This window comes from Flavobacterium reichenbachii (genome assembly GCF_002217435.1).
Classification (GTDB): Bacteria; Bacteroidota; Bacteroidia; order Flavobacteriales; family Flavobacteriaceae; genus Flavobacterium; species Flavobacterium reichenbachii.
Genome location: NZ_MUHF01000016.1, coordinates 95,847 through 119,226, shown reverse-complemented (window position 1 = coordinate 119,226; position 23,380 = coordinate 95,847). Strand labels below are relative to the sequence as shown.

Below are 23,380 nucleotides of genomic sequence, written 5' to 3'. Positions count from 1 at the left end.
CCTAATTCAAATTCTTTCTTAGGTAAATAATTTTTAACTTTGTAAAAAATAAAAAAGCAATGATTGATTTTATATACCAGGATCCTTATCCGATATTAAAGGATGACACGCAATACAGAAAGATCACCTCAGATTTTGTAAAAGTAGAGCAGTTTGGAGAGCGTGAAGTTTTAACCGTTGACCCAAAAGGTTTAGAATTGTTGGCTGAAGAAGCTTTAACCGATGTTTCGTTCATGCTTAGAACGACGCATTTACAAAAATTAAGAAAAATTCTTGATGACCCTGAGGCGACAGATAACGATCGGTTTGTGGCTTACAATTTATTACAAAACGCTTCTGTTGCTGCCGAAGGACAACTCCCAAGCTGTCAGGATACGGGAACTGCAATTGTGATGGCAAAAAAAGGCGAAAGCATTTTTACGGGTGTTGATGATGCAGAATGGCTGAGCAGAGGAATATTCAACACCTACCAAAAACGTAATTTACGTTACTCACAGATTGTTCCGATTTCGATGTTTGAAGAAAAAAATTCAGGATCGAATCTTCCGGCACAAATTGATATATATGCTAAAAAAGGAAATTCGTACGATTTCTTATTTATGGCAAAAGGCGGCGGATCTGCCAACAAAACCTATTTGTATCAACAGACTAAATCGTTATTGAACGATAAATCTATGGATGCTTTCATTCGTGCAAAAATCAAAGATTTAGGAACTTCGGCATGCCCTCCCTATCATTTAGCTCTTGTAATTGGAGGAACTTCGGCGGAAGCCAATTTAGGAGCGGTTAAAAAAGCTTCTGCTGGATATTACGACCATTTGCCAACTACGGGAAATATGGCTGGACAGGCTTTTCGTGATTTAGAATGGGAAGAACGAGTTCAGAAAATCTGTCAGGAAAGTGAAATCGGTGCACAGTTTGGAGGCAAATATTTCACACATGATGTTCGTGTTATTCGTCTGCCGCGCCACGCTGCTTCCTGCCCAGTTGGATTAGGTGTTTCTTGTTCTGCGGATAGAAATATAAAAGGAAAAATCACCAAAGACGGAATATATGTTGAGCAGTTGGAAGTAAATCCAAAACAGTTTTTACCAGAAACTGCACCGCATTTAGAAGCGCCGGTAGAAATAGATTTAGATCAGCCAATGGCAGATATTCTGGCTAAATTATCTCAATATCCTATTAAAACGCGTTTAAAACTTAACGGAACTGTTATTGTTGCCCGAGATATTGCTCACGCAAAAATCAAAGAATTATTAGATGCCGGACAACCAATGCCGGAATACTTTAAAAATCACCCTGTGTATTATGCAGGTCCTGCAAAAACTCCAGACGGAATGGCTTCGGGAAGTTTTGGACCAACAACAGCGGGACGTATGGATGTCTATGTTGATGAATTTCAAAAAAATGGAGGAAGTATGGTGATGCTGGCTAAAGGAAACCGAACTAAACAAGTTACAGATGCCTGCAATAAATACGGCGGATTTTATTTAGGTTCTATTGGAGGTCCTGCTGCTATTTTGGCACAAGATAATATCCTAAAAGTTGAAATTGTTGATTTTGAAGAATTAGGAATGGAAGCTGTTCGAAAAATTACGGTTAAAGATTTCCCTGCGTTTATTATTACTGACGATAAAGGAAATGATTTTTTTGAGAACTTATAAAGTTAAACTTTAAGATAAATAAAAACCGCCATAAGGCGGTTTTTCTATGTCTACTATGCGCTTATATCTTGCTTTTCGAAGGCAATAAAATGAGAAATAGTGCCTTTTAAATTGAAAACAGGAAAAGCATTAATTCTACATCGATAGGAATCGCCATTTTTTTTATAGTTTGTAATCGTTTTTTCAAACGGAATCTGCAATTTTATGGCATCACTGATTTCTTTTAGATCATCACTCGAAGTATCTTCACCTTGAAACATTTTTGGTGTTTTACCCAGAATTTCCTCTTCTCTATAACCCGTCATTCTTTTAATGCCGTTGGAAGCAAAAACGATTTTTAAATCTAAATCCGTAATCAAAATTACTTCTTCTTTAATTCGTTCCGTAATTTCGAGGTTTTTATCGTTCCATGTAAATTTATTCGAAATCTGCGTGACTTTTTTTAAATCAGTATAGATTGCTTTCAACTCATTTACATATTCATAATGAAAATCCCAAGATAAAATGGGAACTGAATTTCGATTCGAAATCTCTTCAAAGCTGATGTTTTTCATATGAAATAATTTAGAAGATGAACACTCTTTTACTCAAAGATAACCTGAAATTCAATAACTTATTTACGGTATTCCTCATTTATAGATATTTTTTTTTATTTAAAATGCAAATTTTAGCTGGACGATAACTGCCTTTTTTTCTTCTGTGTTCAAATTACTTAAAGAAATTCCAAGCAGCCGGACAGAATCTTTCATTCTTTCCTGATACAACAGCTCTTTTACGGTTTCTATAATCAAACTTTTATCAGAAATAAAATATGGCAGTGTTTTACTTCTGGTCTGTTGTGTAAAATCGCTGTATTTTATTTTTAAGGTAACTGTTTTTCCAGAAATAGTGTGTCTTTTCAGACGCTTTTCTAACGAAACTGCGATGTGTTCGAGCTGTTCTAACATGAAAACTTCCGAAGATAAATTAACATCAAACGTATGTTCTGCTGCAACTGATTTTGTTATGCGCGAAGATTTTACTTCACTATTATGAATACCGCGGACAACTGTATAATAGAAAGCGCCGGATTTTCCGAAATGTTTTTCTAAAAATTCCAATGATTTACTTTTAAGATCAAGTCCGGTAAAAATTCCTAATTGATACATTTTTTCTGTGGTGACTTTTCCCACACCATAAAATTTTCGAATAGGCAATTCTTCTAAAAAAGGCAGAACTTCATCTGGATTAACGGTTTTCTGCCCGTTTGGTTTATTATAATCACTCGCAATTTTAGCTACAAATTTATTAATCGAAATACCGGCAGAAGCCGTGAGTCCCACTTCGTTCAAAATTCTCAGTCTGATTTCCTGTGCAAGAAGACTGGCACTTGGATTTCCTTTTTTATTTTGTGTAACATCAAGATAGGCCTCGTCAAGCGAAAGCGGTTCGACCAAATCAGTGTATTCGTGAAAAATTTTATGAATTTTAGTTGATATTTCTTTGTAGCGATCAAAACGAGGGCGAACAAAAATTATATCCGGACAATATTTCTTGGCCAATACACCACTGATGGCACTGCGTACTCCAAATTTTCGAGCTTCATAACTTGCCGCGGCCACTACCCCCCTATTCTCAGATCCGCCCACAGCCAAAGGTTTTCCTCTCAACTCCGGATTATCCATTTGCTCTACAGATGCATAAAAAGCATCCATATCTATATGAATAATTTTTCGGTATGTAAGAGGTGTTTCAGACATGTTGCAAATTTAGCTAGGAAAGCCAGATAATGACATCAAAAAAATCATAAAAAAAGCTATAGTTAAACTATAGCTTTCTTTTCTTTCTATTCCATATTTTAAAACTCTACTCTAAAACCAATTTGATTCGTACTGGCGATTAAAGTAGTTCGCGGCGCTGTTTTATAATTGTCGGCCAAACCGCTGTTATATTTTTCTACCGCCGATTTAATTCTTTTAGGATATCCAATCTTGATCGGTATCGATGCAATAATCAACGCACCTCCAATAATAGCTGCGGTCATATTAGTACGTTCCGAGTTTGCAGATACATATCCGTTGCCCGAATATGTGGCCGAAATATTATCAGAGTTCATTCCGGTAATCACATTTGCTGCAACAAGACCCAAACCGCCATAAAAAAAGACATTGCCAAAAGTTTTTTTGGTTCTTCCAGAGTTATAAAGTTTCAAAGCTTCAGGATTATCTGCCAATAGTAATCGAACTTCATTCGAACTTACTTTTTTATTTTCAGAATTGTAAACTCTCCCTCCGCTTTTGTATGTCAACTGCTGTGAATATCCCGCAATCGTAAGCATCAAAAATAAAACAATCAGGTTCTTTTTCATAGTTTAATGGTTTTTGGTTATGTTATAAATGCATTTTTTTATCAAAAAAAGAATTAAATATAAAATCTTTTTTCAGGTTCGCAAAGATTATCAACTATATGATTACAAACAAATCATTTTCTTTATTTTTGCATACTACCTGAAAAATTAAAAAATGCGAACATTTGTTATAGGCGACATACATGGAGGACTACTTGCCTTAGAACAAGTGTTGAATAGAGCCCAAGTTACTAAAGAAGATACCCTTATATTTTTAGGCGATTATGTAGACGGCTGGAGCCACTCTGCAGAAGTAATTGACTTTCTGATTGATTTAAAAAGCAGTCAAAACTGTATATGCGTTAGAGGAAATCATGATCAGCTGGCATTGGACTGGCTGGAAAACCGTCATGACGATTTTGATGAGGAAATGTGGTACAAACATGGCGGAAAAGCAACGGTTGATGGTTATTCGAAACTTTCTGAAGAAAAAAAGAAACTTCATATTGCTTTTTTACAGGATTTGCAGGATTATCATCTTGATGATCAAAACCGACTTTTTGTACATGCAGGATTTACCAATTTGAACGGCGTAAAATGGGAATATTTTGCGAAGCTTTTTTATTGGGACCGAACGCTTTGGGAAACTGCACTTTCTCTAAATCCAGATCTTAAGACAGATGATTTACTTTATCCTAAACGTTTTAATGTTTACAAAGAAATTTTTATCGGTCATACTCCCGTAACACGTATAGGAAAAACAACTCCCGTGCAAAAAGCATGTGTATGGAATGTAGATACCGGAGCTGCGTTTAAAGGTCCACTGACGATTATGGATATTGATACCAAAGAGTACTGGCAGAGCGAACCGTTAAATGAACTGTATTTTAACGAAAAAGGTAGGAATTAAAGCATTAAAAAATTACATTTGCCACGCAAAATAATTAATATTTAAATTTATGAAAAAGGTTATTACACTTTTGTTCTTAGTATCATTTGGTTTTATTAATGCACAAAAGGCTTTTACAGGAAAAGGAGACATTAAAGTAAATGTTGGTGCTAATCTTCAGGATGGCGGTACTGGTATTCAAGGTTCTGTTGATTTTGGTTTAGGCGAAAATTTCTCTGTTGGTTTTGTTTCAAGCTATTTAATTGGCGTAGATAATTACTCAGGTTTTTATAATGGAGGATCTTATGCGTATCTTGATGAGAGACCGGATTTTGTAGATCGTTTTGATGCAAAAGCAAGAATTAATGCAAATTTATCTAGTGTTATTGGTGTTGAACAATTAGATGTTTACCCAGGATTAAGCATTGGAACACATAATTTTGGCGGTCATGTTGGTGGTCGTTACTTTTTTACTGATGGATTTGGAGTTTTCACAGAAATTGGAGTTCCTATTGCAAAATTTGGAAGCAGCAACAATCTTTTTCACGACTTGAACAATCAGGTAACTTTTAGTTTAGGAGCTTCTTTCAATTTGTAATTCAGAAATTGAAGCGCAAAATACGCTAAGGATTTATATAGAAAAACCGCCTCATTGGGCGGTTTTTATTTTTCTAAAGCTTTGTTCTCCACTTATTCAGAAAAAATGCTTTGTGTACATTATTCTTTAAATCCTAAATTGACATTTCTGGAATTTCGCCTTCAATTATCAAATCGGCTTCAGTTGAATTGATAATGTGCTCCACAGAAACACCTGGCGCTCGTTCTAAGAGCTTAAAACCTTTTTCTGTTACTTCCAGAACCGCAAGCTCTGTGACAACCTTTTTAACGCATCCGACGCCTGTTAGTGGTAAAGTGCATTTTTTTAGGATTTTTGATTCGCCTGCTTTGTTGACATGCATCATAGCAACGATGATATTTTCTGCAGAAGCAACCAAATCCATCGCGCCACCCATTCCTTTTACCATTTTTCCGGGAATTTTCCAGTTGGCAATATCTCCATTTTCAGAAACTTCCATTGCGCCCAGAATAGTCAAATCTACTTTTTGGCTTCGAATCATTCCGAAACTAAAAGCAGAATCAAAGAAACTCGCTCCGGGAAGTGTCGTAATTGTTTGTTTTCCGGCGTTGATTACATCTGCGTCTTCTTCTCCTTCAAAAGGAAACGGTCCCATACCCAGAACTCCATTTTCACTTTGAAATTCAACTGAAATATCCTCGCGAACATAATTGGCAACAAGAGTAGGAATTCCGATTCCAAGATTAACAAAGTATCTATCTTTAACTTCTTTTGCAATTCGTTTTGCTATGTCTTCCTTTGTAAGCATATTTTTTTAATGTGTCAATTTTTTAATGTGCCAATTAGTCAATTTGATAATTAGATAATTTTTCTTTGCGCCAGGGGCATTTTCTAATTATCACATTTTCTAATTATCTAATTATTTCTGTCTCACAGTTCTTTGCTCGATTCTTTTTTCAAATTTTTCTCCTTGAAAGATGCGCTGCACCATAATTCCCGGAATGTGAATCTGATTTGGATCTAATGTTCCAACAGGAACCAGTTCTTCAACCTCGGCAATTGTAATTTTTCCTGCTCCGGCCATACAGGCATTAAAGTTTCTGGCAGTCCCTTTAAAGATGAGATTCCCGGCTTCATCACCTTTCCATGCTTTTACAATAGCAAAATCGGCTTTAAAAGCTTCTTCCATAATATGCATTTTACCATTAAATTCGCGTATTTCTTTTCCTTCTGCAACTTCGGTTCCGTAACCCGCAGGAGTAAAAAAAGCAGGAATTCCGGCCTGAGCCGCACGAGAACGTTCTGCTAAAGTTCCTTGTGGAATAAGTTCAACTTCTAATTCTCCGGAAAGCATCTGACGTTCGAACTCAGCGTTTTCGCCTACATAAGATGAAATCATTTTTCTGATCTGCTTTTTCTGCAAAAGCAATCCTAATCCAAAATCATCAACTCCCGCATTATTGGAGATGCAGGTTAAATCTGAAATTGATGTATTTACCAATGCTGCAATTGTGTTTTCAGGAATACCGCATAAACCAAAACCGCCAAACATAATAGTCATGCTGTTTTCAATTCCTTTTATAGCTTCCTGAACATTGTTTACTTTTTTTGTTATCATAACAAAAGTCTTTATTATCGTATAGTTTTGATAAAAATAAGATTTTTTGATTTAATTATAACGATTTCGTAAAAAATAAATCATTTGAATCCAAAAAAATATCCTTTTGCAAACTTTAGAATTTATAAGTCTGCAAAAGGATATTTATATTAGAATGAACTTGTAATTAAAGTTCGAACTCGTCTGTACTTTGTTCTGTGGCAGTAGTGTCTTTTACTTTTGGAGCACTGTAACAATCTACTTTTATAGAAAGATTTGCCGGGCGTTCAAATTCAGATTTTGAGACCTGAAGATTTTTATCGGCATAACATAATTTCATAAAATAAGCCCAAACCGGCAATGCCGCTGTAGCTCCCTGACCGTAAGTTAAACTTTTGAAACGTGCAGAACGATCTTCACATCCAACCCAGACACCTGTTACTAAATTTGGCACCATTCCCATAAACCATCCATCAGATTGATTTTGTGTTGTTCCTGTTTTACCAGCAATTGGATTTGTGAACATGTATGGATAACCTGTCCAGCGATTGTCACCGCTTCCTCCACCCTGTGTACGTAAACGTGCTCCAGAACCAGTTTCGGTTACACCTTGCAGCAGCTTAATTACCGCAAATGCAATGTCTTTGTTTAAAACGTCGTGAGATTCAGGAATTGGTTCATAAATAACCTCACCGCTTTTATTTTCAATTCGGCTTAAAAACTGTGGTTTTACATAAACTCCCTGATTTGCAAAAGTACTGTAAGCCGCAACCATATCTTCGACTGTAATATCTACGGCTCCTAATGCGATAGAAGGCTGGACCGGGATTTCAGTTTTAACTCCTAATTTTTTTGTCAGTTCAACAACTGCTTCCGGACCTGTTCTGTCGATTAACTTTGCCGAAACTGTATTAATAGAGTTTGCCAGTCCTTGTTTTAAAGTTACCATTCCGCGGTATCTGTTGTCTGAGTTTTTTGGCTGCCAATCTTCAGTAACGTGATGGCGTCCTTTATGAATCATAAAAGGTCCGTCAAGAATAGAGTCACAAGGAGACATATTCAATTGTTCTATTGCAGTTGCGTAAACAAACGGTTTAAAAGTAGAACCTACTTGTCTAGCGCCCTGACCTACGTGATCGTATTGGAAATATTTGTAATTAATACCTCCAACCCAAGCTTTAATCGCTCCGGTTTGCGGCTCCATTGCCATTAACCCAGACTGCAAAAAGTGTTTGTAATAACGAATAGAATCTATAGGAGTCATGGTTGTATCACGTTCTCCTTTCCAGGTAAAAATTCGCATTTTGGTTTTTACTTTGAATGAAGCGATAATATCATCTTCGCTTTTATCCATTTCTTTCATCTGAGCCCAGCGAACAGAATTCTTCATTGCCTGCATGATGATTCGATCTGTCTCAGCTTGAGTAATATTTACGAAAGGGGCGTTTTTATTGTTTTTCATATCAATAAAAAACTGCTGCTGCAGATTCTTCATGTGCTCAGAAACTGCTTCCTCTGCATAAGACTGCATTCTTGAATCGATTGTAGTGTAGATTTTTAAACCGTCTTTATAAATATCATAATCAGAACCGTCTGGTTTTTTATTCTCAGCCATCCATTTTTTCATATAATCGCGAAGGTATTCTCTAAAATAAGTTGCAGTTCCTTCTCGGTGGCTTTCTAGTTTAAATTTTAAAGCAATTGGCAGTGCTTTGTACTTCTCTTTTTCAGACTCTGTAATCATCTTTGCTTTTACCATTTGACCAAGCACTACATCACGACGGTTTTTAACACCAACAGGATTTCGCAACGGATTATAAAGAGAGGAATTATTAAACATTCCAACCAATATTGCCGATTCGTCTATCGTTAAATCTTTAGGGTCTTTTGAAAAATAAGTTTGAGCTGCCGAACTTACTCCAACTGCATAATTTCCGAAATCATAAACGTTGCAGTACATCGCTAAAATCTCATTTTTGGTATATTGTCTTTCCAGACGAATGGCGATAATCCATTCTTTTATCTTTTGTACTATTCTAAAAGGCAAAAAGCTGGATCCTCCACGATGAAATAACTGTTTTGCTAACTGTTGTGTTAGAGTACTAGCTCCTCCATTGGTTCCCAAAGAAAAAGCGGCACGTAAAGTACCACGACCATCAATTCCTGAATGTTCATAAAAACGGGCATCTTCGGTAGCAACCAAAGCATCTACCAGGTTTTTAGGTAAATCTGAATATTTAAGTTGAGATCTATTGGTTTTAAAGTATTTACCGATAATTACACCATCAGAAGAAATAATTTCTGTAGCCAGATTTGAATCCGGATTCTCTAAATCTTCAAAAGAGGGCATTGAGCCGAATAATCCCCATGATGCAAACAAAAAGAAAGCAAGAACTCCTAACAAGGAATAAGCAAAAATTCTCCAGAATTTCTTTTTGTAGTAATTAATATCTTTAACGCTATTTGATTGATTGTTTTTCTTAGCAGCCATAACTATTTATTAATCTTTTTGTTCTATTCTAAAACCTACGTCTGTAATTCCTTCTAAAGCTTCCACTCCAGGGATTTTTCCTGATTCGCGAACTGCTTGTTTGATGTGTATTTTATATTTGCCTTTAAATTTTACATCTTCTTTGTAAAACAGTTTACTTTCTTTAATATCAGTAAAACCGTTTCCTAATAATGTTCCGTCGGGATTTGCCATTTGGTACTCTAAAGTATCTACTTTGGTAAAACCGCTAGGGGTTTCTATAGCCACAATTAAAAACAAATTATTAAACGGATAATTGTTGTTGTCTCTCAAATTTACAAATAAGTTGTACTTTTTGGTAGAATCTAAAACGGGCAGATCAAAAGATACAACGCTGTCTTTGTGCCAGGCACTTCCAACAGATTTATACTCGTCAAATACTCTTTTTTTATCACAGGAAAAAAGAAGTATTGCTCCCAAAAGAAGAATACCGCTACTTTTTATTCTCATTTTTAGTAATAATTATAGGTTTTCTTGGTTCAGCAGGTTTATTCTCATTAGGTTTATTTCCTTTGTTCGAATTGCTGTTCTTATGATTTGGCTTATTCGGTTTATTAGGATTTGCGCCTGCCGGCTTATTATTGTTGTTGCTGCTATTAGTATTATTTCCCTGCTGTGGTTTGGCCGGAGTTGCCACAATCGCATTTTCAGCATTTGGTTTGCGTTTACGACTTGGTTTTTTCTTTCTCTTAGGCTGATCAAAACGAGTTAAACTTTCCTGACCCATTGCATTATTAAAATCTTTTTCAGGCTCTGCTGTTACTTCTATAGCAAAGTCTTCTAAAGAAGAAACCTTGTTTTTCTGCTTGTTTTCGGCAATAATTTCTTTTACCTGATCGATTTTCAAAACATGCCAGTTTGCAAAATTGTTGGTGTAAGCAAACCACATTAATCCTTTAAAAATATCTTGTTTCTGGCAGATAGCATCTCCTTTTTCTGTCACTAATTTAGTGTCATAATCCGGAAAATCTTTTAACGCATCCATGTAAGTATCAAGCTCATAATTTAAACAACACTTTAATTTACCGCATTGTCCGGCTAATTTTTGTGGATTTAAAGATAACTGCTGATAACGTGCTGCCGATGTATTGACACTTCTAAAATCTGTAAGCCATGTAGAACAGCAAAGTTCTCTTCCGCAAGAACCAACGCCGCCCAAACGTGCTGCTTCCTGACGAAAACCAACTTGTTTCATCTCAACTCTTGTGCTGAATTCTTTGGCAAAATCTTTAATTAAAAGTCTAAAATCGACTCTGTCGTTTGCTGTATAATAAAAAGTTGCTTTTGATCCGTCACCTTGGAATTCGATATCAGAAATTTTCATTTCCAGTTTATGCTGAATTGCCAATTCTCGCGCGCGAACTTTCATTGGTTCTTCGCGATCACGCGCTACAGACCAAATATCAATGTCTTTTTGAGAAGCTTTTCTATAGATTTTTGGAATTTCGTTACTTTCATGGTTTGCACCTTTTTTCTTCATTTGAATTTTTACCAATTCTCCTGTCAAAGTAACAATTCCGATATCATGTCCTGGCGAAGCTACAGTTGCAACAATATCACCAATACTTAGGGTTAATTTCTCTGAATTTCTAAAAAATTCTTTACGTCCGTTTTTGAAACGAACCTCAACGCAGTCAAAAATTGCTTCTCCATTTGATGGACTCATGTTTGCGAGCCAGTCAAAAACCGTCAATTTATTGCAGCTATCGGTGCCGCAAGTCCCATTATTTTTACAACCTTTTGGTGCGCCGCCATCTGAGGTTGAACAACTTGTACATGCCATAATATATATGTAGTGCCGCAAAAAAGCAGCTTAAGTTCATAAACGTTTGATCGGTAAAGATAGTATTTTTTTTATTTTGCTTTTTATGGATTAGTTCTAAAGGGTTGTTAAATGTAAAAGCTTTTGGGTTTTACCTCAGATATTTCTTTTATAAAAGCCACAATTACCCTAAAAACTTGCCAAAAAAGACCTATTCTATCTATATTATACTTTTTATGGGTAATTTTTAATTTCTTTTTAAAATATATTTATCAGTTTTATGTTTCTTTATTACTAATGTTTAATCTTTTCATAATTCACAACTAGAAATTAACCTTTATCTTTCGATATAATTATACTTTTTTTTCAAATGCAGACACAAAATCAAATTGAGAGTTTTCTTTTTCAGGGAAAATTTGACGACGCCAGAGAATGTTTAAAAAACGGGGAAACATTTAATGAACAATACCTTAAAAACAATTTTTCTCAAATTGCAGCCAAAATCATTGATGCCAAAGAAATTGATTTCATTGAAAAACTGATCAAAGCAGGCTTTATCGAAACTGATATTTACGAACTGGATAGCTTTGATAAGTCGATTTTTAGTCCGCTGGCTATGTATTCAAAAGACGATGATGATTCCATTTCTTTTTTCAAAGAAGTGATGTCGAAAATTGACAATTTAAATGACGAAATCAGTGATCAAACGTTATTGGGATATTTTCTTGAAAAAGGCACTTCGCCAAAAATCATTAAAACTCTTATTGATGATTTTGGAGTTAATGCTCAGTTTAAAAATAACGCTGGTGAAAATTTCATTTATAAAACACTGAACTCTTATGGTTTAGATACAGAAAAAGTAAAAGCTTACATTTCTTTACTTCTGGAAAATGGCGTAGACATTAACGAAAAAAATATTGTTGGAACAACCCCGCTAATGTGTGCCGTTAAGAGAAACAGAAAAGATCTTTTGTCCTTTTTACTTGAAAACGGTGCAGATCCTAATGAAACAGATAATCTCAACAATACTGCTTTTTATTATGCCGCCGCCGAACAGTTTTCTTATGAAATGTACGATGCTTTGGCTTCTGTTTCTACACCAGATTTTAATATTGTGAATAAAGACGGCCGAACATTATTTACAACTTTCGTCAGTTCTGGTTCTACGACCAACATACCGTTTTTAGAAAGATTATTATCTGATGGCGCCGATGTTAATTTCTGCGCTCAATATTACGGACAACCCAAATCTGGTATTGATTTTATTGTCGAAAAAAAATCAGAAGTTTTAAAATCAGTATTAGAAACTATTTCTTTGGATGTAAATGAACAAGACAATCAGGGAAACACTATTTTGCATAAAGTTTGTGCCTACAATGTCAATTATGATGCTGAAACGGCAAAAGAAACTTATAGAAAAGTAAAAATATTACTAGATCAAGGTGTTGATATTTCGATTACAAATGACAAAGATGAAACTGCTTTAATGCTGGCATCGGGAGATAACTTGAAAATCAAAACGGTAGAACTTTTAATGAAACAATAAAACGAAAAACTTACTTTAAAATATTATATACATGTCAATGTCATTTATAATTGCCTGTGAAAACGGCAACAGAAAAATAGCCGAATTATTGCTTCAAAATAAAGAAGTTGATGTAAAATATACGGATGAAAGAGGAAGAACTGCCCTGCATTACGCATCACACAGAGGTTACTTGGATATAGTAAAAATATTGGCCGAAGACGGTGCTGATATCAATTACGAAGATCATCAAGGAGAAACTCCTTTGTATTTTGCCTGTCTGCAAAAACAAAAACAAACGGCGCTGTATCTTTTAGAAAATGGAGCAGAAATTAGCAAGAATGACAAATACGGAAACAGCCTTTTACATTTGGTCGTTCAGACTGCCCAAATTGAAATTGCAACAAAGTTGCTTGAAGCTGGGGCCGACGTTAATCTTCTGAATAACAATGGAGAAACTCCACTTTTATTGGCTTCAGCAAAACTAAACAGAGAAATAATTCAACTTCTTTTAGACAAAGGTGCTGATATTAACGTGACGGATAAACAAGGAAATACACCATTACTTTATGCTTGTCATACCAAATCTATTCCGATGGTAACCTTATTGCTTGACAATGGCGCGGCTATAAATCATGTAAATCATTCTGGCGAAAATGCACTTTTGACAGCCTGTTACGAAACCAACAGAATGCTCGCTAAATTATTGGTAGAAAGAGGCGCAGATGTTTTCACCTCAAACAATAACGGATATTCACCAATCTGGTACGCTTGTTCTAATAATCAAAAGGAAATTGTGGCGTTGTTTTTAGAAAATGGAGTTGATGTAAACTATAGTAAACCACTAGCCGAAGACACCTCATCGATGAATGATTATCTGGACTGGGTTGTAAGTGCGACTAATATTTCTAATGAATCTAGTTTTACATTAAACAGTTCTTATACTTATGGAGGAGAAAGTCTCTTGCATGTTGCAACCAAAAAAGGCAATCTGAGCATGGTGAAATTGCTGATCGAAGCTGGAGCAAATATCAATATACAAGACGAATCCGGAAATACGCCTTTACACTACAGTGCCGCAAACGGAAAGAAAGATGTGGTGAAATACTTGCTTGATAATAAAGCCGACGCCTCTATTGTAAATGTAAAAGAGCAAAAAGCAATTGATTATTCGAATGTTAAAGGATTCAATGAAATTACAGAATTGATTCTAAAATATGCGCCTTCCGGAACAGTGGTAACACTAATTCAGAAAGAAGAACCTCAAAAAACGGATTCATCAAATTCTATGGAAGCCAAAAAGAAAGCGTTACTGGATTTAAAGGAACTTTTGGATGCCGGAATTTTGACTTCCGAAGAATTTGATGCGGAAAAAACCAAAATTTTGAAAGGATAAATAATAAATAATTAAAAAATGAAAAATAGAATAAATAATTCGATCATAGTATTAGTATTAATCGCAGCAAGTATGTTTTCTACTTCTTGCACCAACCTTTCGCCAGAAAAAACTTTTGAATTAGCCGCTTTAAATTCGAATTTGTTATCGCGCTTTGGCAGTAAAGACATCAATTTTAAATTAGAATCTGAGCCTCAGGTTTACGATGAAACTCAAAAGAAAATGATTCCATCTTCTTATTACGGTTATTTTAAATTTGAAATATCCAATTTAGAAACTCAATATAAAAGAATTACAGAAATAAGTGAAGACGATGACAACAGAGAACTTCTTAAGGCATCAAAAGACCTATTCGGGTATGCGATTGCTAAAGAAAAAGAAGGCTATCTGCCAATAGCTAAAATGAAAGACGAAAAAGCTTCTCCAGAACAAATAGAAAAAGCGATTACCGATTTTGACGCGTCAACCCAAAACGAAATTGATAGTAAGTTTACAAAATTAATGACTGTGGCAAAAGGATATTCGGAAAAACATAAAATCAATGCTAAATTTGGTATTTAAATAATCTATTTCTTCTCTTATGAATTATGTTGATTCATAAGAGGAGAAATAAATAAAAATAAGAATTATGCTTATAGAAAAATGGAAAGACACTGTGTTTGGAAGTGACTACGGAGGCGATTTTAAAGACTTTCTGGAAGGAATGGGATCTGGGAAATTGACTTTATCTGAAATTTATAAGCATTGTGACCTTAAAAAATATTTTGACAATCCAATTCTATTAAATCAAAGCACAGATCATAATGTACAACTTGAAAATCCAGATTTTGAACAGTTTGTACATTATGAAGATGCTGTTATTGCATTAACTGCGATTGTTGTTGAGTGCGAGTTAAACGGAAGTGCCGATCTTAAAAACGCATACGGTTCTAAAATACTATCATTTGAAATCGGCAAACCAGAATTAATACATCTAAAAAATGCTTTAGCCTATATTTATGGTAATGCTGAAAAATTTGTATTGTTTGAAATGTGCAGTGCCGAAGAAAGAGAAGAAGCGCTTTCTGATATAGCAGAAATCATTGAGCAGCTTGAAAATTGCATCAGCAAAAAGTAAAATACATTCTTATCAACCTAAAAGCTATAAAATGTTTGACATTTTAAAAATATTATCCACACATACCTTTTTTTTAGAAAACAATCTTAAATTGATTGAACTCAATCAAAGAAAAAATATTGGGCTTTCTTTTGCCAAATTCTATTTTTTACTGCCGAATGTATCCGAATGTTTAGAAGAACATTTGAAAATTAAAGTCTCGGAAGAGCAGTTTATTGCTGATTTAAGAAATGATAATCTCCAATATTTCAAAGATGCATTACAAAAATATGATGCCGAAACAGATTCGTACTCAGAAGATTTTATTGAACTGGAACCAATGGAAATAAATATTCTAAGCGGACTTGAAAATTGCCTTTACAGCTCTGAAAAACCACAAACAGCTATTTCTAACTTTTTATTGATCATTGATATTCTGGATTATTACGAAAATTTCTCAGACAATCCCAAGTATTGGAACAAATTGCTTGAACAAGAAATTAAATCGCAGCAGGAAATAGTGCAAAGAATGGTAAACGGAGAAATAATGAATGAAAACATTTATATTAATCGATATAAAGAAGTTCCGTTTGATAAAATCTAAACTGTCGTTAAAAACTTAAAACTCCTACTCCATCAATGAAATATTCGCTTTTAGTTTTCCTATTTACCTACAACTTCACTTTTTCTCAAATTAAAACACATTCTTCAAAAATGCTTTCCTTTGAAGTTAATTATCCAGCAAATCCTCTGGACATAGAAGATATTGATTTTACTAAAGAAAAACCCAAATGCGAATTTACTTTGAAAGGCAAAATTCCTTTAAAATATTCTTTTCATTTAGAAAGTGATTCTACAGCAACTCTACATCATTTTAAAAATAACAAATTTCATTTGCAGGAAACCTTAAATTACCAGCCTTATTTATGGCATTTAGAAGATCATTTACTTTATTCTAATTTTAAAATAACCGACTTTGACAATGATGGAGATGAGGATTTAGTGTGCTGGGTATATTCTAACATAAACGGAAACGAATGGACTGTTATTTTTATCAACGATCAAAAACAGCAAAAACTAGTCAGGCTTTATAATACAGCAGACAAAACCGATATATGGGACAGTCCTCGATTTGATAAAAAAACCAACATTATTAATACCGAACTTTACGGAAGTGCTTTTGGAGAATCAGAAGAGAGCTCTTATAAATTAAATGGTCTGACCGTTACACCGATAAAAAAGCATTTTCAGGATCGAACGGGAAAACGAATGTATGATTATTACTATATTGGCGAAAAAGGCAAATGGAAATTAAAATCAAAAAAGAAACAAGACAATTAATCTTAAAATAACCTAACCCAATTTACACTATGAATAAACAATACTTATTCTTTATACTCACAATTTTAATGTTTGGATGCAATGATTCTAAAACAAAAAATGACTCTTCGCAATCTGTAGAAAGTCGGGAATTAAAAGAAATTCCAGAAGTTGACGAATCTACAGTTGAAACTAAAAAAACACCTGCTGATTTTATTCCAAAAAACTATGTCTGTTTCGACACAATTTATGGCGATCTCAACAAAGACGGCTTGGAAGACTGTACCCTAATTATCAAAGGAACAGATAAAAGCAAATTTGTTACAGATGAATCTCGTGGAAAATTGGATCGTAATCGCAGAGGAATTATTGTTCTTTTAAATAAAAAAGAAGGTTATGAGCTGGCAGTAAAAAATTACGATTGTTTTTCTTCTGAAAATGAAGAAGGCGGTGTTTATTATGCGCCAGAGCTTGATGTTGAAATAAATAAAGGAAAATTATTTATAAGCTATCGCCACGGAAGATATGGTTACTGGCAGTATATGTTCAGACCTCAGGACAATGATTTAGCACTTATCGGTTACGATTCAAGCAGCAACAACGGCCCAATTGTCCTTACAGAAACAAGCATCAATTTTCTGACGCGAAAACAGATTGTAAACCACAACATCAATGAAAACACCTATGACGGTGAAGAAGTTTTTGAAAAGACGGAAACCAAAATTAGTAGAAACAAATTAATTAAATTGTCTGAAATTAAAGATTTTGATGAACTTCGTTTTTTCGATGAATAATAAAAAATGAACGACAGCTTTTAATCCTATTTTTGTTTTCAGAATACCACTCTTATTAAAGGATTTCTAATTTACTAATCATAAAACCATATTCAAAAGAACATTTTAAACCAACTACATGAGCAAACCAGAAAATGATAGAGAAATTGCAGGACAATGGATAACAATTGAAAATTTTAAAAATTATCCTGCATTAGCAAATAGTTTAACAGATCTAACAGGTGATCACATTTTAGGATATGTCTACATTGATCACGCTGCAGGATTAACTTTAGATATTATAAAACTATTCAACAGAAATGACAATAAAATAGAATTTACAGATACGCTGCGTGATAAGGAATTAAGAGTTATTATACGTCATGCTCAATTTTCAGAAACTTCATATCAGGTTGTAAAAGCTGATTCTTTTGGAGACTTCGAATTAATGAAACCTTCGCATCTGGAAAGTTACGACAGGGACGATCTGACAAACTTTAGAAATGATGAAATTCTTGATTCTTTTAGAGCTCCAGGTTTTCCAGATGATATTCAGATATTATTAATTCAAGATGATGAGGATAGTAGACCCGAGTTAGTTTGGGGTCGTATTGAAAAATATACATCCTCAAATCATACAGGAATATGCCATTTAATGGTACAGCCGCATCAAAATTTCGGAATAAATAAAAATGATGAATTAGCTTTTGCATTGACAGAACTTGAAGATAAAATGTGGCTTCTTGGTTTAATAGAGAATTCGAAAGTAAAAGATAAGCCTTGGTGGAAGATTTGGTAACATTGATTGAATCCAATAATATCAATGTTGATAACGCAGCAGGATTTTTTACGCACTTGACCATCAAGCATTATATAATGAAAAGTAAGGCAGAAATGCTGGTTTTATAGATACGATTGAAAAAAATTATTAAATGAAAAAAAACATATTCCTATTATCTCTAACTATTATTCTGTTTTCTTGTCATAAAACCGAAACATCAAACACTAAAGTTGAAACCACCACTAAAAAAGCTATTGTAAAAGATACAATCAAACCAGCACAAAACAAGAATAGTAGTGATACTATAGCCTGTATTGATGTTGTTCTAGAAATTTTGACAACTGCTCCTTCTTATGCAGAAGGAACAAAAGGTTTATATGAAGCGGTTGTAAAAAATGGCGGAACTTCTTTTGGAATTACCGTAGAAGGAAGTCCTAATCCGGAAAGAGATAAAGCTCTTGATTATTCCGAAAATTATGTTTTAAGTCTTCATGAAACGTATCCAGACCGAATGCCTACTATCGCACGGTATACATTTGATCCGTCGAAAAATGAACTGTATGAATACAATACTGCAGAAGACACTTTATTACCCATTTCTTTTAATAAAGAGCTGCTTTTAAAGTATCGCAAAGTTTGCAAATAAATCAAAGAGCCGCAAATTTGCGGCTCTTTGATAATGTAAAATTCTCCTAAGTCTCCTTAACCGTAATAATCTTTACCGGACAGGCTTTTGCAGCCAATTCAAAACTTTCGACAAGGGTATGATTATTCGATTTTAATGTAAAAAATCCTTTTGCATTCTGTGAATGAATCAAAACAGATTTTCCGTCTTTTTTTGACATTTGAAAATGAACAGGATCCATTTCGACGCAATAATTACAGCCGATACATTTATCTCTTTGCAAAGTTACGATTACCATTAGGCTTCAACAATTTTGTATAATTTGTCCGATATTCTGATTCTGAATGGAAGTTTAAAAGTACAATCGTCACCTTTTGTGGCTTTTTCGGCTTCAAGATCATTTACAAACATTTCGTCGATAATCATTTCCTGGGCTCCAGTACTTGGACCTGTAACCAGAATTTTATCGCCAATTTTAATATCGTAAGCTTCAATTTTGAATTGTCCAACATTAGCTTTCGGAAAATAATGTGTTCCTTTTCCAACATAAACCTTTTTCTGCGTTGCTCCAGAACCCGGAATAGCACTCCACTCGCCCAATTCCTTACCCAGATAATAACCTGACCAAAAACCACGATTGTAAACGGTTTCCAGAGCCTGCATCCAAGCTCCCGTTTTTTCTTTGGAGAAAGTTCCTTCGTAATAAGCATCGATAGCTTCACGATAAGTTTTAATAACCGTTGCTACATATTCAGGCGCACGGCCTCTTCCTTCAATTTTTAAAACCTGAATTCCGGAATCAATAACCTGATCTAAGAAATCCAGCGTACACAAGTCTTTTGGTGACATCATGTATTCGTTATCCAGTTCGATTTCAAAACCCGTTTCCTGATCGATAACAGTATATTTTTTTCGACAGTTTTGTTTGCATGCGCCACGATTTGCTGATGAATTATTCGAATGCAGACTCAAATAACATTTTCCCGAAACCGCCATACACAAGGCTCCGTGACCAAAAATTTCGATTTCTACTAAATTCCCATTTGGACCTTTTATCTGTTCTTTTTCTATCTGAGCTGTAATACTCTTTACCTGTCGCAAACTCAATTCACGACTTAAAACCATCGTATCTGCAAAAAGACAGTAGAATTTTATAGTTTCGATATTTGTGACATTCAACTGCGTCGAGATATGAACTTCCATTCCAATTGATCTAGCCATAGCAATTACGGCTTGATCTGATGCAATTACAGCCGTAATGCCGGCATCTTTGGCTTTGTTCAATAATGTTTTAACGACAGATAAATCGTGATCGTAAATTATGGTATTTAAAGTAAGATAGCTGCGAACGTTTTTGGCTTCACAGCGACTGGCGATTTCCTGTAAATCTTCCATTGTAAAATTCACTGTTGATCTTGCACGCATATTAAGCTGTTCAACACCAAAGTAAACAGAATCACAGCCATTATCTAAAGCAGCCTGAAGCGACTCAAAATTTCCAGCGGGAGCCATCAGTTCAATTTTGTTATTAAGTGTCATTTTTATTTGTATTGGGTCTCCTGAGAGATGTATTATTGTTGTGGATATTCGTTGTATTCCTGCGGTTGAAACCGTAGGCTATGTTTTTATTTTTTGTTCGTTTTCACGATAGGCCGTGGTTTCAAATACGGGAGGCTGCGGTTGAAACCGCAGGCTATGTTTTGGCCCGTTTTCACGATAGGCCGTGGTTTCAACCACGGGAGACATATTGCTGAAGCCTATATTATTGTCGATACTCGTTGTATCCCTGCGGTTGAAACCGCAGGCTATGTTTTTCCTTTGTGTGGTATTTCAATGTAGCCCGTGGTTTCAACCACGGGAGACGTATTGCTGAGCCTGTTATTATTGTCGACATTCGTTGTATCCCTGCGGTTGAAACCACAGGCTATGTTTTCGCCCGTTTTTCAACATAGCCCTTGGTTTCAACCACGGGAGACTTATTGAATAGGATTCATTTATCCAAACCATGCAATTTTACAAACTCATCAAACTCATCTTGTCCAGTTTTCTTAAGATGATGTTGTTTTTGATTTTTAATGTAATTGTAAACAGCAGCTATTTGAGATTCACTTACCGAGAAAGCTCCAAAGCCGTTTGCCATGCAAACTTTTTAAGGATAAGTTCTTCTCTATTTATAAAATGAGAAGAACTTCCTTTTATTTGTTTTACAATGTCTCAAATTGTTTTTTGTGGATTTTGTAAAAATAAAACAAGTATATGATCAGGCATTCCATTTATGATTCTAACTGGGCATCCAAGTTCGATAAGCTCCTCACGGATGTAATCAAACAAGTTTTTCTCAATTGAATCATCAATTAACTCCTGACGATTTTTGGTGGCCCAAATTGCATGAATCCATAATTTGGTAAAGGATTGTGACATACATAAATTAGCATAAAATTTTCGCTAATTTACAATTTTATACAATTTATCTGACAAACGAATACGAAAAGGAACCTCAAAAGTAACCTTATCGCCAATTTTTGCAGTTGAAGCAGTAACTTCATTAACAATCATTTTTTCCAAAATCAATTCCTGATTCCCTGTGGTTGGGCCGGAGATTAAGATTTTGTCGCCAATATTTAATTCGTTGTTTTCAATAGTAAAAAGTCCGACTTGTGCTTTTACGTAGTAATGCTCTGCTTTTCCAAGAAGTACTTTTTTGACTTTTATTTTCTGACGAATATCAACAGGCTTTTCTATTGCGGCCAAAGCATCATTTGGAAGTTCACCTGAATGTTTGAATTTTAGATTCTCGGATTTTCCTTTTCTAAAGACTTTGTTTCCAACTTGTTTTCCGGTTCTCAAACGAACCTGATCAACCAATGGCATATGAATAACCTCTAAACATTCTGTAGAACAGCAGTTTTCCATTGCAGCCTTACATTCATCACATTGAATAAACAATAAATGGCAGCCATCGTTTTCGCAATTGGTGTGATTGTCGCAAGGTTTTCCGCACTGGTGACATTGTGAAATAATATCTTCAGTAATTCTTTCGCCCAGACGATTATCAAACACAAAGTTTTTTCCGATGAATTTACTTTCCAAACCTTCTGCCTCAATTTGTTTGGCGTAATTAATAATTCCGCCTTCTAATTGATATACATTTTTAAAACCTTGGTGTTTAAAATAAGCACTCGCTTTTTCACAACGAATTCCGCCTGTACAATACATGACCAGGTTTTTATCTTCCTTGTGATTTTGAAGTTGTTCGTTGATTATGGGCAGACTTTCTCTAAAGGTCTCTACATCTGGAGTAATAGCATTTTTAAAATGTCCGACTTCACTTTCGTAGTGATTTCTAAAATCTACAACAATTGTATTTGGATCATCTAGAATTTCGTTGAATTCTTTGGCTTTCAAGTGAACGCCAATATCAGTAACATCAAAAGTTTCGTCGTTCAAACCGTCAGCAACGATTTTATCGCGAACTTTAATGGTCAATTTTAAAAAGGAATGATCATCATGTTCTACCGCTTCGTTCAAACGAATGCCTTTCATAAAATCATATACTTCCAGAGTAGCTCTAAAAGCTTCCAAGTTTTCCTCAGGAATACTCATTTGAGCATTTATTCCTTCAGTGGCAACGTAAATTCGGCCTAAAGCATCGAGTGCATTCCAGGCTACAAATAAATCATCGCGAAATTTTTTGGGATCTTGAATTTTGGCATACGCATAGAAAGACAACGTTAGTCGTTGTTTACCGGCATCATCGATCATGATGGCTCTTTCTTCTGCGCTCAAAGTGTTGTACAGTTGCATGCTATAAACAGTTTTAAGTTTAGAAATTATTTTTTGAGGTGCAAAGGTAGAAAAAAGGTTCTAAGTTGCAAAGGTTTTCTTAGGTACAAAGTCGCAAAGGCTCAAAGTTGCAAAGGTTTTAGAAACTTAAACACAAAAAAAGCACTATATTTCTATAGTGCTTTTTAAATCTTTGTACCTCTGTACCTTTGCTACTTTGAACCTCTAATTAACAAAACTCGTTAAACGCATCTTGCAAATTCTCAGCAATTAGTTCAGCTGGACGACCTTCGATGTGGTGACGCTCTAACATGTGAACCAATTCTCCGTTTTTAAACAAAGCCATAGATGGCGATGATGGAGGAAAAGGAAACATATGCTGTCTTGCAGCATCAACAGCTTCTTTGTCAACACCTGCAAAAACGGTAATTAAGTGATCTGGTTTTTTAGCACCTTCTAAACTCATTTTTGCTCCCGGACGTGCATTTCTTGCAGCACAACCACAAACAGAGTTTACAACTACTAAAGTGGTACCTTCAGCTTTGATAGCATTATCTACAGCGTCAGCACTATGTAAATCTTGAAAACCTGCAGCTGTCAATTCAGCCTGCATTGGTTTTACCATTTCTTCTGGATACATATTATTATCTTTTAAATTTTACTTTTGAACTGCAAAGTTACAAAGTTTACTCGCAACTACTTAATTTGAAGTATAAAGTTTTGTTATAGTTGAATT

24 protein-coding genes and 1 pseudogene are annotated in these 23,380 nt (G+C 34.9%); 12 read left to right on the top strand and 13 right to left on the bottom strand.

The window, feature by feature from the left end; genetic code table 11:
- Positions 1-59 precede the first annotated feature (59 nt).
- Complete coding sequence (locus tag B0A68_RS13175; RefSeq protein WP_035687360.1) at positions 60-1,664, top strand: fumarate hydratase; 1,605 nt, start codon at positions 60-62, stop codon at positions 1,662-1,664.
- Positions 1,665-1,717: 53 nt separating this feature from the next.
- Here the strand turns inward: B0A68_RS13175 and B0A68_RS13170 are convergent, their stop codons facing one another.
- The 3 genes from B0A68_RS13170 to B0A68_RS13160 form a co-directional block, all read right to left on the bottom strand.
- A complete protein-coding gene (locus B0A68_RS13170; protein WP_035687356.1) occupies positions 1,718-2,218 on the bottom strand; it encodes a PAS domain-containing protein in 501 nt (166 codons plus the stop codon).
- A 99-nt stretch (positions 2,219-2,317) separates the two neighbouring features.
- Positions 2,318-3,403 (bottom strand): DNA polymerase IV, encoded by a 1,086-nt coding sequence (gene dinB, locus B0A68_RS13165; protein ID WP_035687353.1) that lies wholly within the window; start codon positions 3,401-3,403, stop codon positions 2,318-2,320.
- A 98-nt stretch (positions 3,404-3,501) separates the two neighbouring features.
- Positions 3,502-4,011, bottom strand: a complete 510-nt coding sequence (locus tag B0A68_RS13160) for a hypothetical protein (RefSeq protein ID WP_035687350.1) — start codon at positions 4,009-4,011, stop codon at positions 3,502-3,504.
- A 154-nt stretch (positions 4,012-4,165) separates the two neighbouring features.
- Here B0A68_RS13160 and B0A68_RS13155 point away from each other — a divergent pair, with 154 nt between their 5' ends.
- Both B0A68_RS13155 and B0A68_RS13150 read left to right on the top strand, forming a co-directional pair.
- Positions 4,166-4,900 carry a metallophosphoesterase family protein gene (locus B0A68_RS13155; protein WP_035687346.1) on the top strand — a complete coding sequence of 245 codons (735 nt, stop codon included), beginning with the start codon at positions 4,166-4,168 and terminating at the stop codon, positions 4,898-4,900.
- 49 nt (positions 4,901-4,949) lie between these two features.
- Positions 4,950-5,477 (top strand): DUF6646 family protein, encoded by a 528-nt coding sequence (locus tag B0A68_RS13150; RefSeq protein ID WP_035687344.1) that lies wholly within the window; start codon positions 4,950-4,952, stop codon positions 5,475-5,477.
- Positions 5,478-5,610: 133 nt separating this feature from the next.
- On the opposite strand, the gene B0A68_RS13145 is transcribed toward B0A68_RS13150, so the two are convergent.
- From B0A68_RS13145 to B0A68_RS13125, 5 genes are all read right to left on the bottom strand, one after another.
- Positions 5,611-6,264 carry a CoA transferase subunit B gene (locus B0A68_RS13145; RefSeq protein WP_035687341.1) on the bottom strand — a complete coding sequence of 218 codons (654 nt, stop codon included), beginning with the start codon at positions 6,262-6,264 and terminating at the stop codon, positions 5,611-5,613.
- A gap of 111 nt (positions 6,265-6,375) precedes the next feature.
- On the bottom strand, positions 6,376-7,074 hold the full coding sequence (locus B0A68_RS13140; RefSeq protein WP_035687337.1) for a CoA transferase subunit A: 699 nt from the start codon (positions 7,072-7,074) through the stop codon (positions 6,376-6,378).
- Positions 7,075-7,240: 166 nt separating this feature from the next.
- Entirely contained in the window at positions 7,241-9,544 is a 2,304-nt protein-coding gene (locus tag B0A68_RS13135) for a penicillin-binding protein 1A (protein WP_035687335.1), read from the bottom strand.
- A 9-nt stretch (positions 9,545-9,553) separates the two neighbouring features.
- Positions 9,554-10,033 carry a gliding motility lipoprotein GldH gene (locus tag B0A68_RS13130; RefSeq protein WP_035687332.1) on the bottom strand — a complete coding sequence of 160 codons (480 nt, stop codon included), beginning with the start codon at positions 10,031-10,033 and terminating at the stop codon, positions 9,554-9,556.
- A complete protein-coding gene (locus tag B0A68_RS13125; protein WP_035687330.1) occupies positions 10,017-11,366 on the bottom strand; it encodes a PSP1 domain-containing protein in 1,350 nt (449 codons plus the stop codon). The genes B0A68_RS13130 and B0A68_RS13125 overlap by 17 nt, the downstream gene beginning before the upstream one ends.
- 349 nt (positions 11,367-11,715) lie before the next feature.
- Between B0A68_RS13125 and B0A68_RS13120 the strand changes: the two genes are divergently transcribed.
- From B0A68_RS13120 to B0A68_RS13080, 9 genes are all read left to right on the top strand, one after another.
- A complete protein-coding gene (locus tag B0A68_RS13120; RefSeq protein WP_035687328.1) occupies positions 11,716-12,891 on the top strand; it encodes an ankyrin repeat domain-containing protein in 1,176 nt (391 codons plus the stop codon).
- 31 nt (positions 12,892-12,922) lie between these two features.
- Complete coding sequence (locus tag B0A68_RS13115; RefSeq protein WP_035687326.1) at positions 12,923-14,266, top strand: ankyrin repeat domain-containing protein; 1,344 nt, start codon at positions 12,923-12,925, stop codon at positions 14,264-14,266.
- An 18-nt stretch (positions 14,267-14,284) separates the two neighbouring features.
- Positions 14,285-14,827: a hypothetical protein gene (locus tag B0A68_RS13110; RefSeq protein WP_035687323.1), complete on the top strand. Its 543-nt coding sequence runs from the start codon at positions 14,285-14,287 to the stop codon at positions 14,825-14,827.
- A gap of 67 nt (positions 14,828-14,894) precedes the next feature.
- Entirely contained in the window at positions 14,895-15,383 is a 489-nt protein-coding gene (locus tag B0A68_RS13105; protein ID WP_035687320.1) for an imm68 putative immunity domain-containing protein, read from the top strand.
- Between the two features lie 31 nt (positions 15,384-15,414).
- On the top strand, positions 15,415-15,966 hold the full coding sequence (locus B0A68_RS13100; RefSeq protein WP_123947510.1) for a hypothetical protein: 552 nt from the start codon (positions 15,415-15,417) through the stop codon (positions 15,964-15,966).
- Positions 15,967-16,001: 35 nt separating this feature from the next.
- Positions 16,002-16,703, top strand: a complete 702-nt coding sequence (locus tag B0A68_RS13095; RefSeq protein WP_035687314.1) for a hypothetical protein — start codon at positions 16,002-16,004, stop codon at positions 16,701-16,703.
- Positions 16,704-16,732: 29 nt separating this feature from the next.
- Positions 16,733-17,476, top strand: coding sequence for a hypothetical protein (locus tag B0A68_RS13090; protein WP_035687311.1), 744 nt, complete (start codon positions 16,733-16,735; stop codon positions 17,474-17,476).
- A gap of 118 nt (positions 17,477-17,594) precedes the next feature.
- Positions 17,595-18,254, top strand: coding sequence for a hypothetical protein (locus tag B0A68_RS13085; RefSeq protein ID WP_035687308.1), 660 nt, complete (start codon positions 17,595-17,597; stop codon positions 18,252-18,254).
- A 133-nt stretch (positions 18,255-18,387) separates the two neighbouring features.
- On the top strand, positions 18,388-18,882 hold the full coding sequence (locus tag B0A68_RS13080; protein WP_035687305.1) for a hypothetical protein: 495 nt from the start codon (positions 18,388-18,390) through the stop codon (positions 18,880-18,882).
- A 46-nt stretch (positions 18,883-18,928) separates the two neighbouring features.
- Here B0A68_RS13080 and B0A68_RS13075 read toward each other — a convergent pair whose 3' ends face one another.
- From B0A68_RS13075 to B0A68_RS13055, 5 genes and pseudogenes are all read right to left on the bottom strand, one after another.
- On the bottom strand, positions 18,929-19,159 hold the full coding sequence (locus B0A68_RS13075) for a ferredoxin (RefSeq protein ID WP_035687303.1): 231 nt from the start codon (positions 19,157-19,159) through the stop codon (positions 18,929-18,931).
- Entirely contained in the window at positions 19,159-20,400 is a 1,242-nt protein-coding gene (locus B0A68_RS13070; RefSeq protein WP_035687300.1) for a peptidase U32 family protein, read from the bottom strand. Before B0A68_RS13070 ends, B0A68_RS13075 begins: the two co-directional genes overlap by 1 nt.
- Before the next feature lie 451 nt (positions 20,401-20,851).
- Positions 20,852-21,282, bottom strand: a pseudogene (gene tnpA / locus B0A68_RS24885) (IS200/IS605 family transposase).
- Positions 21,283-21,306: 24 nt separating this feature from the next.
- Complete coding sequence (trhO, locus tag B0A68_RS13060) at positions 21,307-22,665, bottom strand: oxygen-dependent tRNA uridine(34) hydroxylase TrhO (protein ID WP_035687298.1); 1,359 nt, start codon at positions 22,663-22,665, stop codon at positions 21,307-21,309.
- Between the two features lie 208 nt (positions 22,666-22,873).
- Positions 22,874-23,284, bottom strand: coding sequence for a BrxA/BrxB family bacilliredoxin (locus B0A68_RS13055; protein ID WP_026982321.1), 411 nt, complete (start codon positions 23,282-23,284; stop codon positions 22,874-22,876).
- Positions 23,285-23,380: the final 96 nt, after the last annotated feature.